At 47.8% G+C, this 17,567-nt stretch carries 15 protein-coding genes; 6 read left to right on the plus strand and 9 right to left on the minus strand.

Going from position 1 to position 17,567, the window contains the following annotated elements; genetic code table 11:
- Window positions 1–114 precede the first annotated feature (114 nt).
- From AS151_RS17100 to lepA, 3 genes are all read left to right on the plus strand, one after another.
- The gene (locus AS151_RS17100) at window positions 115–471 is read left to right on the plus strand and encodes a DUF2887 domain-containing protein (RefSeq protein WP_071518278.1); all 357 of its coding nucleotides are present in this window, start codon (window positions 115–117) and stop codon (window positions 469–471) included.
- A 339-nt stretch (window positions 472–810) separates the two neighbouring features.
- A complete protein-coding gene (locus AS151_RS17105; RefSeq protein WP_071518279.1) occupies window positions 811–1,236 on the plus strand; it encodes a hypothetical protein in 426 nt (141 codons plus the stop codon).
- A gap of 95 nt (window positions 1,237–1,331) precedes the next feature.
- The gene (lepA, locus tag AS151_RS17110; RefSeq protein WP_071518280.1) at window positions 1,332–3,152 is read left to right on the plus strand and encodes a translation elongation factor 4; all 1,821 of its coding nucleotides are present in this window, start codon (window positions 1,332–1,334) and stop codon (window positions 3,150–3,152) included.
- Between the two features lie 39 nt (window positions 3,153–3,191).
- Here lepA and AS151_RS17115 read toward each other — a convergent pair whose 3' ends face one another.
- The 3 genes from AS151_RS17115 to AS151_RS17125 all read right to left on the minus strand — a co-directional run bounded on the left by AS151_RS17115 (window position 3,192) and on the right by AS151_RS17125 (window position 5,355).
- Window positions 3,192–4,517, minus strand: a complete 1,326-nt coding sequence (locus AS151_RS17115; protein WP_071518281.1) for a permease — start codon at window positions 4,515–4,517, stop codon at window positions 3,192–3,194.
- Between the two features lie 81 nt (window positions 4,518–4,598).
- The gene (locus AS151_RS17120; RefSeq protein ID WP_071518282.1) at window positions 4,599–4,841 is read right to left on the minus strand and encodes a thioredoxin family protein; all 243 of its coding nucleotides are present in this window, start codon (window positions 4,839–4,841) and stop codon (window positions 4,599–4,601) included.
- A 91-nt stretch (window positions 4,842–4,932) separates the two neighbouring features.
- Window positions 4,933–5,355: a heavy metal-responsive transcriptional regulator gene (locus AS151_RS17125; RefSeq protein WP_071518292.1), complete on the minus strand. Its 423-nt coding sequence runs from the start codon at window positions 5,353–5,355 to the stop codon at window positions 4,933–4,935.
- Window positions 5,356–6,031: 676 nt separating this feature from the next.
- On the opposite strand from AS151_RS17125, the gene AS151_RS23140 reads away from it, so the two are divergent.
- Complete coding sequence (locus AS151_RS23140; protein WP_071518284.1) at window positions 6,032–7,258, plus strand: calcium-binding protein; 1,227 nt, start codon at window positions 6,032–6,034, stop codon at window positions 7,256–7,258.
- A 599-nt stretch (window positions 7,259–7,857) separates the two neighbouring features.
- The gene (locus tag AS151_RS17140; protein ID WP_071518285.1) at window positions 7,858–9,123 is read left to right on the plus strand and encodes a calcium-binding protein; all 1,266 of its coding nucleotides are present in this window, start codon (window positions 7,858–7,860) and stop codon (window positions 9,121–9,123) included.
- A gap of 148 nt (window positions 9,124–9,271) precedes the next feature.
- Here AS151_RS17140 and uvrB read toward each other — a convergent pair whose 3' ends face one another.
- From uvrB to AS151_RS17155, 3 genes are all read right to left on the minus strand, one after another.
- Window positions 9,272–11,269, minus strand: coding sequence for an excinuclease ABC subunit UvrB (uvrB, locus tag AS151_RS17145; protein WP_071518286.1), 1,998 nt, complete (start codon window positions 11,267–11,269; stop codon window positions 9,272–9,274).
- Window positions 11,270–11,315: 46 nt separating this feature from the next.
- Window positions 11,316–12,083, minus strand: a complete 768-nt coding sequence (locus tag AS151_RS17150; RefSeq protein ID WP_071518287.1) for a YebC/PmpR family DNA-binding transcriptional regulator — start codon at window positions 12,081–12,083, stop codon at window positions 11,316–11,318.
- A 79-nt stretch (window positions 12,084–12,162) separates the two neighbouring features.
- A complete protein-coding gene (locus AS151_RS17155; protein WP_071518288.1) occupies window positions 12,163–13,200 on the minus strand; it encodes a glucokinase in 1,038 nt (345 codons plus the stop codon).
- Between the two features lie 706 nt (window positions 13,201–13,906).
- Between AS151_RS17155 and AS151_RS17160 the strand changes: the two genes are divergently transcribed.
- Window positions 13,907–14,125, plus strand: coding sequence for a DUF4327 family protein (locus AS151_RS17160; protein ID WP_071518289.1), 219 nt, complete (start codon window positions 13,907–13,909; stop codon window positions 14,123–14,125).
- Between the two features lie 155 nt (window positions 14,126–14,280).
- On the opposite strand, the gene AS151_RS17165 is transcribed toward AS151_RS17160, so the two are convergent.
- The 3 genes from AS151_RS17165 to AS151_RS22890 all read right to left on the minus strand — a co-directional run.
- Window positions 14,281–16,182, minus strand: a complete 1,902-nt coding sequence (locus tag AS151_RS17165) for a serine/threonine phosphatase (protein WP_071518293.1) — start codon at window positions 16,180–16,182, stop codon at window positions 14,281–14,283.
- Window positions 16,183–16,296: 114 nt separating this feature from the next.
- On the minus strand, window positions 16,297–16,596 hold the full coding sequence (locus AS151_RS22885) for a transposase (RefSeq protein ID WP_244533065.1): 300 nt from the start codon (window positions 16,594–16,596) through the stop codon (window positions 16,297–16,299).
- 534 nt (window positions 16,597–17,130) lie between these two features.
- Window positions 17,131–17,567, minus strand: a 437-nt coding sequence (locus AS151_RS22890; protein WP_244533066.1) for a helix-turn-helix domain-containing protein, incomplete at its 5' end; no start/stop codon positions are given.

Consider the following 17,567-nt stretch of genomic DNA (forward strand, 5'->3'; position numbering starts at 1 on the left):
TTATCATATTTTCTAGATTTGACCATTACAGAAAAATAGCGCGATCGCTTATAAACATACTAGCAAAAAAGAAGCGATCGCGCCCCCATAAAAAAATCCGTTTCAACCAATCCCATGAAAACCGACCATTCATTTTACCAATTATTTCAACAATTCCCCGAAAGTTTCTTTGAAATGATTGGTTCAGCCAGTCAAGCCGAGAACTATAGATTCGACGCCATCGAAGTCAAAGAAGTCGCCTTTCGCATGGATGGTGCCTTTCTCCCCAAAGACAACGCCATCGATTCTCCCATCTACTTCATCGAGGTTCAATTCAAAAACCAAATTTACGCGCGTCTACTTTCCGAAATCTTCATCTTCCTACGCCGCCACCATCCCCAACAACTGTGGCAAGCAGTCGTCATCTCCCAGCCGCAGCTAAAACTTCACCTAAAGGGAAGCACAACCCTATACTTCCATACTCAACTCTGAGCTGATACAACGACTTAAGGAAAACTCGTTTTGCAAAAAAAATAAAAGCTGAAGGGAGATTAGAAAACCAGAGGAAAGTTATCTTCAATTTATTCAACCGTAATTTCCCCTGGGCAGAAATTGCTGAAATCGTCAATTAATCGTAGAAGAAATCCAGCAAATTATCGCACCACCTGCTAGCGATCGTGAATTGACCTGAAAAGCGAGGTTCTGGGCATAACTTACAACGTATCCCATGCCCAAATAGCTATTGCCAACCATGACGACATTTCCCAGCTACCACAATTAGCTCCCACAAGCATTACCATAAATACAGACGTTTGTAACCAAAACCACACCATGAGCCAAAATCGAGGAGACACCAACCAAAATGGCAACTTCGGAGTTGGTGTCAATCAAGGAAAAATTAAAGAAAACGCCAAAGCCGCTGGGGTGTACAATGAAGGCGAACAGCCAGATGCTTCCAAAACCCACCAGCCGCCAGTTCGTGCCAAAAGTGCCTGGGCAAATGGATTGTTCTATGTCTTTTTATTTGTTACGGTCGTTATGACCATCAATGTTACCGCTGGCAACCTGCCCTTCCTAGCCTTTGTCCTCACGGTGGTAGCTGGTATATTGTTTGTGCTGTTGGTTGGTGTTCTGCAGTTGCGACAAGATGACAGGCTCTTGGAAAAGAATTTTATCGAACTGGCGAAATTGGTGGTAGAACAGCTACCGTTGGTCGGCAACTTCATCAAACAAATTGCCTCTGGCAAGTCTAAATAGAAATTGCTGAGCCAAATGTGGCTAGAAGAATCTCCCAGCTAGCCAGAAAACCATTAAAATACAAACTATAGTCTAGATTCCCTAAAAATACTCTTATGACAGACGTTCCCGTATCTCGAATTCGTAACTTTTCCATTATTGCCCACATTGACCACGGCAAATCCACGCTTGCCGATCGCCTGTTGCTGAATACCGATACAGTAACAGAGCGCCAAATGAAGGACCAATTTTTGGATACCATGGAGCTAGAGCGGGAACGCGGCATTACCATCAAGCTGCAAGCGGCCCGCATGAATTATAATGCTAAGGATGGCCATCAATATATTCTCAATTTAATTGATACGCCGGGTCACGTGGACTTCTCCTACGAAGTATCGCGATCGCTGGCTGCTTGTGAAGGCGCATTGCTGGTGGTAGATGCCTCACAAGGGGTGGAAGCGCAAACCCTCGCCAATGTGTATTTGGCTTTGGAACACGACTTAGAAATTATCCCAGTTCTTAATAAAATTGACCTACCAGGCGCGGAACCAGAACGGGTCAAAAACGAAATTGAGGAAATTGTGGGTTTAGATTGCAGCAATGCTATCCTCGCTTCCGCCAAAGAAGGCATCGGCATTGAAGAAATTTTAGAAGCCATGGTAGCCCAGGTGCCACCGCCACCGGATAACATGGATAAGCCCCTACGGGCACTGATTTTTGATAGCTATTACGACCTCTATCGCGGTGTTGTTGTCTATTTCCGGGTCATGGATGGTGTGGTCAAAAGCGGCGATCGCATTAAACTCATGGCTAGTGGGAAAGAATACGAAATTGATGAAATTGGCGTTCTCTCTCCCAATCAAAAACCCGTTGACCAACTCCACGCCGGGGAAGTAGGCTATCTCTCCGCCGCCATCAAAGCGGTAGAAGATGCTCGTGTGGGCGATACCATCACCTTAGCTGGTAAAGAAGGTGCCCCCCATCCCTTGCCTGGCTACCAAGAAGCCAAACCCATGGTTTTCTGCGGTCTGTTTCCCATCGAAGCCGACCAGTATTCGGAACTGAAAGAAGCCCTGGAACGCTTGAAGCTCAACGATTCTGCCCTCTCTTTTGAACCAGAAAACTCCAGCGCCATGGGGTTGGGCTTCCGCTGCGGCTTTTTGGGATTGCTGCACATGGAAATCGTGCAGGAACGTCTGGAACGGGAATACGACCTAGATTTGATTACCACTGCCCCGGCTGTGGTCTACCGCGTCACCACCAACGACGATGAAATCTTGGAAATCGATAATCCCAGCTTGTTACCCGACCCCAGCGATCGCAAAGCTATTGCCGAACCCTTTGTGCGCCTGGAAATTATTTTACCGGAAACCTATGTCGGTCCGCTAATGGAATTGTGTCAGGGTCGTCGGGGTGAGTTTAAAGATATGAAATATTTAACGCCGCAACGTACCCAGCTGGTCTACGATTTGCCCCTAGCGGAAGTGGTCACCGACTTTTTCGACCAAATGAAATCTCGCACCCGGGGTTATGCAAGTATGGAATATATGCCCATGGGCTACCGGGAAGGCCAGTTGGTACGCTTAGATATTCTCGTCAACCATGATCGCGTGGATGCTTTGGCGATGATTGTTCACCGGGATAAAGCTTACTATGTAGGCAAAGCCATGGTGGAAAAACTGAAAGAACTCATTCCTAGGCAACAGTTTAAAGTACCAGTACAAGCTTCCATCGGCAGCCGCATCATCGCCAGCGAACACATTCCTCCCTTGCGTAAAGATGTGCTTGCCAAATGTTACGGTGGGGATGTCAGTCGCAAACGCAAACTTCTACAAAAACAAGCCAAAGGCAAGAAACGAATGAAATCGGTGGGAACCGTGGAAGTACCGCAAGAGGCATTTATGGCAGTCTTACAAATTGATAAAGATTCCAAGTAGTTGAGCAAACTGGCAAAATTTTGGGAATGATTGGCTGCTTTATTCGGCAAGGCTTCCATAGATAAAACCGCTAGCAGTAGCCATTCCCACCACCAACAAAACAAATACCATGGTTTTCTTCGTACCGATAACGCTGCGAATTACCAGCATATTGGGTAGCGATAATGCGGGTCCAGCCAGCAACAACGCCAACGCTGGTCCCGATGCCATGCCATTGCCCAGCAATCCCTGCAAAATGGGGATTTCTGTTAGTGTAGCAAAATACATGAACGCCCCAGCGATCGCGGCAAAGAAATTGGCAAACAAGGAATTGCTGCCCACAGCCGTCACAATCCATTCTGAAGGAATCAAACCTTCTCCACTGGGGCGACCTAACAACATCCCAGCCACAAAAATTCCCACCAGCAACAGCGGCAAAATTTGCTTGGCATTATCCCAACTCGATTCAAACCATTCGCCAGTTTCATCGCGATTGGTACTGGTTAACCAAGACAATCCCAAAACGGCAAATCCAAAAGGAACCAAGGGATTTTCGCCAAATTGAAACGCCAAAACTGCCGTTACACCTGCTATTAAAATCACTTTGCCAGCAGCCAAACCAAACCAAGCCACCAGAATCGCAGCCAACGCCACGCCCAAAACACCAGTGACAACCCATTTGGCTTCGTAAATCGCATACCAAACCCCAGAAGTTGCCTCTGGGGATGCCCAGTTGGCAAAAACCAAAATGCCTACCAACACAGCAAGAAATAGAGCGTTTTGCCACAGAGGTCGCGTGGTTTCTTCATCTGGCAAGACCATTTCCTTGTCGGCTTTTTCTTGTTCCTCTTGGCGGAAAATAAACTGCATGGCAACACCAATAACAATGCTAAATACAATAGCGCCAACGGCGCGGGCAATGCCCAGTTGCAGTCCCAAAATTCGCGTGGTGAGGGTGATGGCAAGAATGTTAATTGCTGGTCCCGAATACAGAAATGTTGTGGCTGCCCCCAATCCTGCCCCCATACGGTAAATTCCGGCAAATAAGGGCAAAACCGTACAGGAACACACAGCTAAAATTATACCGGATACGGAGGCAACGCCGTAGGCTAGGAAGGGATTGGCTTTAGACCCCAAATATTTGATGACTGAGTTTTGACCGAGGAAAACGGCGATCGCGCCAGCAATAAAAAAAGCTGGAATCAAACACAAAAGGACGTGTTCTCTAGCATACCACCGTACCAGATAAAGTGCTTCCCAAAAGGCATTTTCCAAACGTGGGAAATTTTGCAAGCTTTCTACGGGTAAGTAAAAGCAAAGTAGAAAGATAGTAACAATGAGAGTTAGAGGCCTCCACTGCTGTCGCCAAAAGGGCGATATTTGCATAATATATACTCCTTCTCTTTCCTTAGTGCGATATCGGGGCAAGCCCCTGTGCTTGCCCTAATAGGAACCGCTATCCATACTTTAGCTATTTAAATGGGGCTGGATGTCTTCAGAACGCCACACTTTTCCCTGACTTACGACTTTACCGTTAACCACCAAAGCTGGTGTTTTCATAACGCCGCGTTCGGCGATTTGCATGGGGTCGGTAATGTGTGTTATCTCTGCGTCTATATTTAAAGCGGCGATCGCTTCTTTGGCGTTACTTTCCAGTTGTCGGCACTTTTGACAACCAGTTCCCAAAACTTCAACTTTTATATGACTCATAGTCGCATTTCTCCTTGCTATTGCTTGCAACAGCTAGCTTTCACAATCTCCCCTCAAGCTTAATCCTTATACCCAGGTATAAGGTCAAGCACTATTCGTCGGATTCGTTCGCTTCTTTTGGTCGTGCTTCCAAAACCACACATTCGCGATGGGGATTGTGTTCGAGATTGGCTTGACACCGTTCCAACAGCGGCAATAAATCGTCGCGCAATGCCTGCAACTGTCGAATATTTTCTTCGATATCCCGAACTTTGCGATTGAGTCTTTTATAAAGGGCTTGACAAGTTAGCGATCGCCCGTCTTTGAGTGCTAAAATTTCTTTAATTTCCTCCAAACGCAGCCCCAAAGATTTGGCACGTACGATAAAATGCAAGCGTTCTATATCGGATTCGTCAAAAAGTCGATAGCCAGCTTCCGTACGCTGGGGTGCTGGAATTAAACCAATTCGTTCGTAAAAATAAATCGTTTGTGGGTTCAAACCCAAACGACGCGCAACTTCGCCCACTTGCAGCATGGTTTCTTTTTGATAACAACGTTTTCCAATAGGGGCCATTCGCGAATGGCCCTGCTTTTAGGCTAAACCTTATACCGAACTATAGTATTTTTATATGATTGTTTACAATGCCATTGTGTAGGGGCAATTTATTAGCCACAGGCGCTTTGTGACCTTAATGCCATAAGTAATTACATTTTCTTCATCCCCGTAAAAGAAAAGTGGTACAGAATCTGCTCCCATCCTGGTTTTTCCCTGACACTGACAGCCAGAACTTTGCTGTTTTCCAGCTACCAAAAAAAACCTTTGCGTCCTTTGCATTCAGCTTCGTGGTGATATGAAAATCTCCTGTATGCCGAGCATACCACATGAATTCTGACTCATTGTCAAATTGGGGATAATCCCCTGTAGTTCCTCAAACCTACTGAGAACGGCGAAAGCTGGGAATTTGAGGAAGACCGACTTCTATGCAAACGGTTTCATACTACAAAAACCTTAAAAAGGCAACCGTATTTTTCCGGGAATATAAAGAGTTTTTCAAAAATATCGATCCAATATCTTGCGTTAAATCACTTAATATGTAAATTTTTATAAAAAATCTTTTTATCTCCGTAAAAACCATTGTTAGAAACAGAGAAACTGTTAGAGGCGATTCCATGCCTCTCATTGCTTTACATTTCTAGCGGAGAAGAAAAATATGGTTCTAGACGTTATAATTAGCGGCGCTTCAGGATACGATGAAGCCTTAGCTACCAACGGAAACGACTCGATTATTTTCGATCCATCGAGCAATACGCAACACTCTCAGTTGCAAAGCTCTCCCTTAGCAGATGCGATCCTGCTTTTGGGAGGAGACGACGAAGTTTTGGATGGCAACGAAGGTCGCCTCTACTATGGTAATATGGGAAGCGATCGCATGAGCGGTCGAGGGGGTTCGGATACCCTCGTTGGCGGACAGGACTTTGATTTCCTCCACGGCAACGAAGGCAACGACTTCCTGTTCGGAAACACAGGTCAGGATCTTCTGAGAGGGTATACAGGAAACGATTTGATACGCGGCGGTCAAGACGACGATTCCCTCCGTGGCGGCGATGGCGACGATACCCTCTACGGCGATTTGGGATTTGATACGCTCACTGGCAACGCCGGATCGGATGTTCTCATCGGTGGCAGCAACTACGATGTTTTCACTCTATCAGACGAATCAGGATCTGACATCATCGCCGATTTTGAAGATGGCATAGACCAAATTGAATTGCCAGAAAATATATCCATCAGCGATGTAGAAATTGTTCCCCTCGAAAACGGAAGTACTGGCATTTTCCTGGCGAGTAGCGGAGAACTCCTCGCCGCCATCAACGGGGTAGCAAGTTCCGCCATCTCAGGGGATGATTTCATTGGAGAAGTCTCTACCACACCAACTTCCCCTGGAATTGCGAATCCCACCCAAGTGGTTGATGTTTCTATCGGTGACGGTTCGATGGGATTTATTTCTGATTCCTATGATTTTGAAGGTTCTGTCGGTGTTTCTAACCCAGCGGATTACTATCGTTTGAATATTGCCTCCACCGATTCATTATTGGCTGCTGATGGCGCTCAAGTGAATATCGAACTTGATGACGGTCAAATTCCTAATGGTCTGAATCTTCCCGAAAAAGATTTGGATTATGCTGTGTTTGCCGATTTCAATGGGGATGGTAATTTCACCAATGACGAAATCGTCGATAGTTCCCGGGATATTGACGATCGAGGGTCCGATATTGACATTGGTGGTTTAAAATTTGCTCCTGGAAGCTATCTGCTGCAAATTTTCCCCGACTCAAGATTCTTTGAAAACAGCGACGGTGATATATCCTACGATCTGAGCTTAAATTCAGCATCGTTGCTCACACCGCCCAACGGACTTGTTGAGATTGTAGCATAGCCAGCGAAATCTCGTAACGCAATAACTCCCGATGGTTTTGCGAACTGGTGAAGGAACCAAATCCTTTGCTTTCGATCCTGGTTGTTGCTTAGCAGCCAGGATTTTCTTGTTGCATCTAAAGCAATCCATGCCAAAGAGGAGGAAGTAGGGTAATGTCCACCCAACTAAGGCGTCTAGTCTAAAATAGTGAGCAAACTATGGCTAAATTAACTTCAAAATTAGAAACTTTAGCGATGGTGCTAAAGGCCCCGGTCCTTCGGACCATCGCTTTACCCACCCTACTACGATTTTCCATGTGATTGTAAATATTTGTAGAAAAAAACCATCCGAAACCTACCAAAGTAAAACTCATATTCTCTATTTATTTCATCAATCACACTTATCCGTATTTTTACGTAAAAGCAAACCTAGATAAAAATTTTCCTGCCATCCTTCCGTAAGATCGCTTAAATATAAACTTTTGTTAAATTTCCTGCCAATTCCCGTAAAAAAAACCTCCCCAACCAAGAGAGACCAATAGAGGCGATTGGATTTTTCTTATTGCCTGTACTCAGTTAACCGTTTTCTTACAATATACAAGTCCAAAGGAGATTGAAAATATGGTTCTAGACATCACAACCGGTGGTCCAGAAGGGTTTGATACTGCCTTGGCAACAGATGCTAGCAATACCATTACCTTTAACCAACTGCCTAATGGCGAACTCCTGCAACTGAAAAATTCACCATCGCAAGATGCGATCGCACTTCAGGGAGGCAACGACACGGTTATCGATAACGACGAAAGTCGCCTTTACTTCGGCAACGTAGGTATAGACCAACTCAACGGCAACGGTGGTTCCGATAGTCTTGTCGCTGGTAAAGACAACGACAGCGTAGAAGGAGGCAGTGGCGATGACTTCCTGTTTGGCAATGTAGGCAACGATATTGTCAGCGGTGGCATAGGCAACGACTTACTACACGGCGGTCAAAACGAAGATGAACTCAACGGCGGCGATGGTAACGATACCCTCCACGGCGATATCGGATTTGATACACTCACCGGTGAAGGCGGTAGCGATGAATTTGCTTTGTCACTTCAGTCGGGAACCGACACCATCACCGATTTTGAATCTGGTACCGACAAAATTTCGCTACCAGACGGCGTATCCTTCAGCGACCTACAGGTGGCTGCTGCTGGGGAAGATACAACCATTTCCCTTGCCAATAGCGGTCAACAGCTAGCTGTTTTAAGCAATGTTGACAACTCGGAAATTTCCGTCGATGATTTTGTGAATCCGGAATCTACAGGAAGTCTCAGCCGCGAACCACGAAATCTCCTCAACACCACATCTGTATTGGAGGATGCAAATTATAATTATGATGAGATTGAAAATTTCTTGGAGGTAGAGGGATTTGATACGAGTAGCGATCGCGTGGACGCTTTACTGAACGATCTTCAGTCCTTCACAAACATTTCCAATGTAACGAATTTCGGTTCCATTGACACAGGCGTTGGAGAAAGCAATATTGTCAGTGGTCCAGAAGGAGAAACTCGCTACTATCTTTTTAGCATTCCGGAAAGCAGCGATGTAACAATCCGCCAGCAGGATCTTACTGGTGATTCTTTAATGTCTTTATATGGTGCAAGCATTGACCAACAAGCGGATGGTTCCAATGCTATATCTATTGGAAATCAGAGTGTAACGTTGGATGAAATTGGAAATGTAGCTTTAAGCGTGGGTTCTCCTGGTCGGGAGGCAGCCATTGAATATAAAGACAATGCTGTCATTAGCGAGTCTCTCGATAGCGGCATTTATGGGTTGCGCGTAATCCCCCATAGCAACGATGACGTGGCTCTGTACAACTTGTCAATCACTCGTGGTTAATTTCCACAAAACCGGCGATTAGTTAGTTGTGCAAAAATCGATTATCAATTTTTCATCTTCTCCCATCCTGGTTGTTGCCTGACAGCCAGGATTTTTTGGTTTTGCAGCTATGAAAACTTTTGTGGTTTAATAGAAACAACCAGCCATACTATCTTCCCAATAGCTTATCCCGTAACGTTTGAATGCGATCGCGTAACTCAGCCGCCTTCTCAAACGCCAAATCCTGCGCCGCCGTATTCATTTGTTCCTGCAACTGGTCGATAAGATTGGGAATCTCCTCCAACGGAACCTCATCCGTCTCCGCTGGAGAAACCTCCTCCGAACCTTGCTGCAAGCGACGGCTAACTTCCAAAAACGCCAAAATCGAATTATCCGATTTCTTCTCAATCGGTTGCGGCGTAATATTGTGCTGGCGATTGTATTCTAACTGAATTTTCCGACGGCGTTCCGTCTCCGCGATCGCTTTTTCCATACTTTCCGTCATCGTATCCGCATACATAATCGCCTGACCGTTCACATGACGCGCCGCTCTGCCAATTGTCTGAATCAGAGAACGTTCCGCACGCAAAAAACCTTCCTTATCCGCATCCAAAATCGCCACCAGCGACACCTCCGGCAAATCCAACCCTTCCCGCAACAAATTCACCCCCACCAACACATCAAACGTTCCCTGACGCAAATCCCGCAAAATCTCAATACGCTCAATCGCATTAATTTCCGAATGCATGTAGCGCACCCGAACCTGATGTTCCTGCAAATACTCCGTTAAATCCTCCGCCATACGCTTGGTCAGCGTCGTCACCAAAACCCGTTCGGAACGGGAAGCGCGTTCTTGAATTTCCCCATACAAATCGTCTACCTGACCCTCAGTCGGTCGAACCGCAATCTCCGGATCCACCACACCAGTTGGTCGAATAATCTGTTCCACCACTTCGCCGCCGGATTGTTCCACTTCCCAATCCCCAGGCGTAGCCGAGACAAAAATACACTGGTTCACCTTTTGCCAAAATTCCTCGGCGCGTAGGGGTCGGTTGTCAGCGGCACTGGGTAAGCGAAATCCGTGTTCCACCAACACCCGCTTGCGGGATTGGTCGCCGTTGTACATTCCCCGCAACTGCGGTACCGTCACGTGGGATTCGTCTACAAACAAAAGCCAATCATCGGGAAAATAATCCACCAAACACTCCGGAGGGTCGCCGGGATTGCGCCTTGCCAAGTGGCGGGAATAGTTTTCCACTCCCTGACAAAATCCCACTTCCCGTAACATTTCCAAATCGTAGCGGGTTCGCTGCTTCAAACGCTGCGCCTCTACCAGCTTTCCCTGGTTTTCTAGTTCTGCCACCCTTTCTTCTAATTCTGCCTCGATGGATTGACAGGCTTGGTCCAACTGTTCTTCTGGAGTAACAAAGTGGGTGGCGGGATAAATATTAATTCCCTGCAAGCTGTTGGTAGTTTTGCCGGTAACCGGGTCGATATACCGAATGGCGTCTATTTCATCGCCAAAAAATTCCACCCGGACAATTCTATCTTCGTAGGCGGGGCCAATTTCCAAAACGTCGCCTTTGACGCGAAACCGACCCCGCTGCAATTCCGTATCGTTGCGGGAATATTGAATTTTCGCCAAATCCCGCAGTAGCTGCCGCTGGTCCCGTTCCATTCCCACCTGCAACCGAACAGAAGCTCTGAGATATTCCGACGGAATCCCCAAGCCGTAGATGCAACTGATGGAAGCGACCACGATAACATCCCGCCGTTCGAATAAAGACCGGGTGGCGGAGTGGCGCAACATATCAATTTCGTCGTTGATAGAAGCGCTTTTTTCGATGTAGGTGTCGGTGACGGGGATGTAGGCTTCTGGCTGATAGTAGTCGTAGTAGCTGATGAAATATTCCACCGCGTTGTCGGAGAAATATTGCCGCAATTCGTTACACAACTGCGCCGCTAGGGTTTTGTTATGGGCCAAAAGTAAGGTGGGTTTGCCTACTTTTTCGATGACGTTGGCCATGACAAAGGTTTTGCCGGTTCCCGTGGCCCCTAGCAGGGTTTGATAGCGGCGTTGGTCTTCGATGCCTTGAACCAGTTGATTGATGGCTTGGGGTTGGTCGCCGGTGGGTTGGTACGCCGATTGCAGGTGAAATGCGGACATATAGAAATAGAGGCAGATTTGCAAACAAGGATCGATGGCGCGTGAGTTAGCCAGCCGCTACCAAGATATCGTTGGGAATTTCAAAGTTGGCGGTGACGTTTTGCACGTCGTCCAACTCATCCAGCGCATCCATGAGTTTTAGGGTTAAACGCGCTTGGTCGGGTTCGTTGACTTCTACGGTATGGTTGGCGATCCAACGTGGTTCGGCCCCGGTTACGTTATAACCGCGATCGCGTAAGGCTTGGTTGAGGGATTCTAAATTTTCTACTTCGGTGTAGACTTCTGCGCCGGGATTGTCAGCGTCGGAGAAGATTTCGTAGGATTCGGCACCGCCTTCGAGGGAGGCTTCTAGCAAGGCTTCTTCGTCTTGGATTTCTCCTTCGATGCTGACGACTCCTTTTTGGTCGAACATCCAGCTAACGCAACCGGTTTCTCCTAGGTTGCCACCGTTTTTGCTGAAGGCAGCGCGCAAATCGGCGGCGGTTCGGTTGCGGTTGTCGGTGACGGCTTCGATGAGAACGGCGACACCACCGGGTCCATATCCTTCGTAACGCATGGACTCCAGGGAATCTTGTTCCCCTTCCAGATTGCCGCAGCCTTTAGCGATCGCTTTTTCGATATTATCATTGGGCAATCCCATGGATTTGGCTTTTTCGATCGCCTGGCGCAGCTGAAAGTTGGCTTCTGGGTCGGGAACGCCGTTTCTGGCGGCGACAATAATATTACGGGAAAGTTTGGTAAATTGTTTCCCTTTTTGAGCGTCAGCTCTGGCTTTGCGGTGTTTTATATTTGCCCACTTACTGTGACCTGCCATAGGCGAAACTGATAATTAAATGGCTGCGATGGTTGGTTGAGGTTGGTTTTGGAAATTTTCCTACCAACCCCATTCTAGTTTAAAACAACTGGGTTGCGCGAATGGCAGCTCCTAGCAATCCTACTTTGGGATTGGTAATAATATAAACGGGAATGTTTTCTAGCAAGGGACGGACGCGACCTTTATCGAGAAAGGCATCCAGAAAGCGATTGTCGTTTTCTAGCAGGGGAATGATTTTGGCGGCAATGCCACCGGCGATATACAAGCCGCCGTAGGGGAGCAATTTTAAGGCTAGGTTTCCGGCTTCGCTGCCGTAGGTGGAGATGAACAAACGCATGGTTTGCCGGCATAAGTCGCTGGTAGCACGATCGCTTTGTTGCTTGCCTAATGCGATCGCAGAAATGGCGGCGGCGGGGTCGTCGCTTTCTAGCAAATCGGCGGCGTTGCCTGGCTGCTGGCTGCTTTCTAATAAAAAACGATAAATGGCGACAATCCCCTGACCGGAAACTACCCGTTCTACGGAAACCCGGCGAATGTTATGGCGGGATTGGATGTCTTCGCGCAACCAGTCTTCAATTTGCGAACGAGGAGCAAAATCGGCGTGACCCCCTTCGGAGGGAAACACTTGGTAGGTATCCCCGTGGGGAATTAAAAATCCCTCTCCCAAGCCAGTTCCAGCGCCAATAACGGCGATGGGGGCATCCGATCGCGATGGTAAAGCTTGCAATGCATGAACGTCGTCATTTGTCAACCCCAAAACTCCGTACCCAATGGCGGCGAAGTCGTTGATGAGTTCTACGGTGGCAATGTCGAGTTCCTGTTGCAGTCGGTCTCCGGTAAGTTCCCACTGCAAATTGGTGAGGGTGGATTTTTGGGTATCCCCCACCGGCACCACTGGACCCGCGATCGCCAAGCAAGCGGCGGCTGGCTGCGGGGTAGCGTTGTCGGTTGTACGTACGGATTGGAGAAATTTTTGGACGATGGGGACCAAATCGGGATATGGCCGGCTGGGATAAACCTCTTCTGCGGTGGTTTGCAATTCTCCATTGGAGGTTGGTTTCACCAATCGCAGAATGGTTTTGGTACCACCAATATCCCCGGCAAGGAAACATGTCATGATTTTGCCATTCCTTATGTGGCGAGACCGGCTTTCGCTCGTTCCATTGATACTGTATTACAAATGGGTAACGACGCCTAGATTTTTTATGGATGCGGAAAACTGCACGGGAAACCGACAAAATAATTGTGTTATTATCAGGTTAAGCGGTTTCTATTCTCCTATCAAGCACTGGTACCAAGTAGCTTGGCGATGGATGCAGCAGCTGTGCCTGATGGATAATGGTTCTCGCAGGTGGCATCGAAGACCCCCAAAAGACTTATTGTGACTTATGCTTTGAACGAAAATTATGGGTCTAGCTTATATTTGCTGGCAATGGCGATCGCAAACCCAATGAACTGTGCTAAGATGAACGGATAGAGCTAGGAAACGGTTCCCTCCTCGGATATCTGCCCGCCTCTAGAGTTGGTGTAAGTGTTTTTAGATAATCTACTTCTCGCCAAGCCGAACGGACGCCAGACCAGAGTTTCTGGTGTCACCTTAGGGTTCAATTTGTCTTAGGCAGGTATCTTACCGGGCGGCAACGCTTTCCAAGTTTCCTAAGCTCCCGGAAAGCGAAATGTCCAACTTTCCTTCATCTTCGTGCTGACAACGGCCTTTGCGCCCTACGCTAACCAAACCGTTTGCAAGGCAGGTTTAATAAAAAGGTGCGGTTGGTTAGAAACTTTTCGTCTGTAACAGAATTTATTTAACTGAATGAGGTACTATGAGCCAGCAGGTTATACAACACCCGATGGTGAAATTGCAACGTCAAGTACAATCCCTCGTGGAGTCTAAGGTACTCAAGCCCAACGATAGTATCTGGAAAATTGCCCTCCTACATGGAGATGAATGGCCTTTTTGGAAGCAAGAACTACAAGATTTTGGCTTTTCTATGCAAGACCCAGTTAGCGAACTTATCGCCGTTGAAGAGTGGGAAGATTAGACAAGCAAAACAATCTTGATGGATAGGGCAACTTGGTTGTCGTCAAGCCTCGGCGATCGCGATCGAATTTCAGCCGAGGCAACTCGTTTCCCCGACTACAGCCAGGTTGCCTTGCTTGCAAAACTTTTCGATCTATTTTGATCCGCTCGTCCAACCTAAGAAGTAGGGGGTGAGCCAATTTTGGTGCGAACAGCGATCGCGGTAATATTGTCGTGACCGTTGTGGTGGTTGGCCTTGTCCACCAAAGCGCGTACCTGTTGCGTCAAATTGGCTTCCCCCCCCAGCATAGCGTATAAATTTTCCATTGCTTGGGTTTCCACGAACTGATTGTCGCTCAAGCCATCGGAGGCCAACAACAGCAGCGTATCTTTTTCCAATTGCAGGTATTGAATGCTGGGAGCGAGAAACTCCGTGTCGTAAGGACCCAGAGCTTGGGTCAGTTGGTACGCATCGGGACTGCTGTAAGCCACCTCCGGGGAAACACCGCGGCGAATGCGTCGCTGGCCTACCTCGTGGTCGGTGGTGAGTTGCTGTAGTTGTTTTTCCCGGTCGAAGGTATACAGGCGACTGTCGCCTACATGAGCGATCGCTACCTGGGTATTTTGCAGCAAAGCCATAACCAATGTAGTTCCCATACGACGAGTTCCGCCGCGGGATTGTTTTTGGTTTTCCTGAAAAATCGCCTGGTTGGCCAAATAAATACCTTTGCTAATGGTTTTGGCATCGGGAAGGTCGGCTTGCGTCCAATATTTTTGGAAATATTCCCTGAGAGTTTGCACCGCCATGGCACTAGCCACCTCGCCACCTTCGTGACCCCCCATACCATCGCAAAGAACGTACAATCCCCGTACCGATAGGGAATGTTCGGTAGGGGACATTTGGCGATCGCGGCGAGTCCAAATCGCAAACGTATCCTCATTGTGTCGTCGCTGGCGTCCCACCTCCGTACAGCCAGCTTCTTCAATAGCCAGCAACTGCTTGGGAAACGCCATGGTAGAGCTGTCGTCGTCGTCCTCTTCCTCCGCCGCCGCAAAGGTTACAGTGGGTTCTGTCTCCTCCAAATCCACCACCGGTCTGGGAAGGGGACTGGCAGTAGGCGTTGCCTTGGTAGCAGAAAACCCATCCAAAGCATAAGCGAGCTGCTGCAGGCGCGATCGCAGTTGGGAAACCTCGCCAACCGTCTTGGCCATCATATCTTCCAGCAAATCCATCCAAGGCTGCCAGCCAGCAATAGGCGAAGTTTGAAATAGTTGTTTCCAGCGACCGGCCAAATCTACCAGCGTCGGCGGTCCTGCTTCCGGATCTAGATACAACCGTTCCAAACACAACTCTTGATGTTCGTCAACCCGCAAATTGCCCAACTGCAGCAAACTGGACCGGCAGCGACAAGATAGCAAAGCACCCCAAAGTTCCGTCATTTCCCCCAACCACTGCAAAATTTGCTCTGGAGAAATCTGATGTTCGTCCAATTCGCTCAAACGGGGAAGTTGGGAACGATCTTCTAACAGTAAAATAATTTTTTCCTGCTCCTGCCAAGCATCGTAGAGTTTGGGAACCGTACGGTGAAATTGTAAAGCCAAAATTTGGTACGGTTGCACCAGCCGCTGCCAGGGGTCGGCATTGCAGGGAACTTGTAGCGGTAGCGTGTCTTCTTGGACTTGGGTGCGGGCTTCCAAATAGGGAACCCGAAAAGGATCGCAATCCAAAACGCGACAGCTGACTTCCTCTACATGGCTGTTGTTGGGAGTAGAAACAGTTAGAATGCGATAGCGCTCTTGTTCTTCATCCAAGCGATCGCCCACTTGGGGAATAGCTTCCGACATGGGGGCCGTGCGATCGCTATCCATATCTGTATCGGTATCGAATACGGCAACATGAAAAATAATTCCCTGTCGTATTGTGCCTACCGGCGCTTTGCATTGGGGGCAGTTTTGCTGCTGGAAATCCACTTGGGTTCTACAGCCGGAACAAATTTTATAGGATAAAGGCGTACCACATTGGTAGCAAAAACGAGGATCGCCAGAATTACGGTAGCTACAGGTAGGACAAACAAGCATACGGAAGCAAACAATAGGAGCAAAGCTGAAAACCAAATGCACTCGAGCAGTTAACACTCTCACGAATTCTATTCGTGAGATTCTCGCTTCATTGGGTGTGCCTAGATGAATTCGCTATGAGCTAGTCCATCCCCGGCGAACAGGGACCCTCGACGAGCATTTTTCCGTCCTGTGGTGGACGTACTTGCGACACCTCGATTCCAAACCACTTGTGCTGCTGCCACGTCTCGATGGGTTCCCCATGCCGCAGTGGGAGCAAAAATGAGTCCTTTGGGAAAGCGGCTTTCTCCCCGTATGGACACCACAGTGGGGACAAATTTGACTGGTCTGTTTGGCCTCTCCTTTGGCCAAGTATTGACCACGCTTGAAACAGACCCAAGAAAAATGGACTTGTGCTGAGCTACGCCGAAGCATAGAAACTCGGCCCAGGCAGCATCGAGACAATATTTGGCTAACCAACTTCGCCCCAGTGCTTTCAGATTCAACGCCTCGGCAAAAATGCTGTCAGCTTGGTGGCACAAATGGTGAGACCACTTCAAGAAAAAATCTTTGCGAGATTTGGTTACATGTTCGTACAATTGGGCGATGCGATGTTGAATCAAGCGCCAACATCTGGAACCCTTTTTCTTTCGTTTAAGCTTTGGTTGCAGCCATTTCAGCTTGCCAGAAGCTGCACGAACAATCGTGGGTTGTCAATCAATTCACCGTCGCTGGTAGCCAAATAGCTCATCTTACCCATATCCAATCCGATGGCATGACCGCTTTATAGGTGGTTGGGGAACTTCGACATCCGCTGACACCGGATAAAATAGTATAGTACCCGCTCGCTCTTTTCAGAATTTGTACTTGCTTAACCACGAAGCCCTCACTGAAGGGAACCAGACTTGAAAAACCGTAGTTTCCCGATTTTCGGAAAGTCGATTTGATTCCCTTCGATAACATTTTCCTTCACTTTGGGAAAAACAAAGGAGCGAAATCGTCTTTTTTTCTTAAAACAAGGAAAACCAAATCCCCGTCGATACATGTCCACCCATGCAGTCTCCAAACATTTGAGTGCTTGTGCTGAGCTACGCCGAATTTGCTGCCAGACTTGTGTTGGGGGATTTTTAATTGGGGATGGTCTTTCTGGGCTGGTGTTAATGCCTGGCACTGACTGGCAGAGGTATGGCGAGGGGTATTGGCAGGAATGACGTACTCGCCTCCCAGACGACAGGCGTTGACAGGCGATTTTCGGGATTGGACCCCATCTTGGCGTTCTCTCAGCCCATCATTGCCAACTTGCCGACAGATTTCCCACCACAACTCCATCGTTTGAGCCTGGCGGGATGTTGGTTTGAGTTTAAATTCGTAGCTGAGAGTCAACATAATGAACAAAAATAGGTTTA

It is taken from the genome of Geitlerinema sp. PCC 9228, from assembly GCF_001870905.1.
GTDB lineage: Bacteria > Cyanobacteriota > Cyanobacteriia > Cyanobacteriales > PCC-9228 > PCC-9228.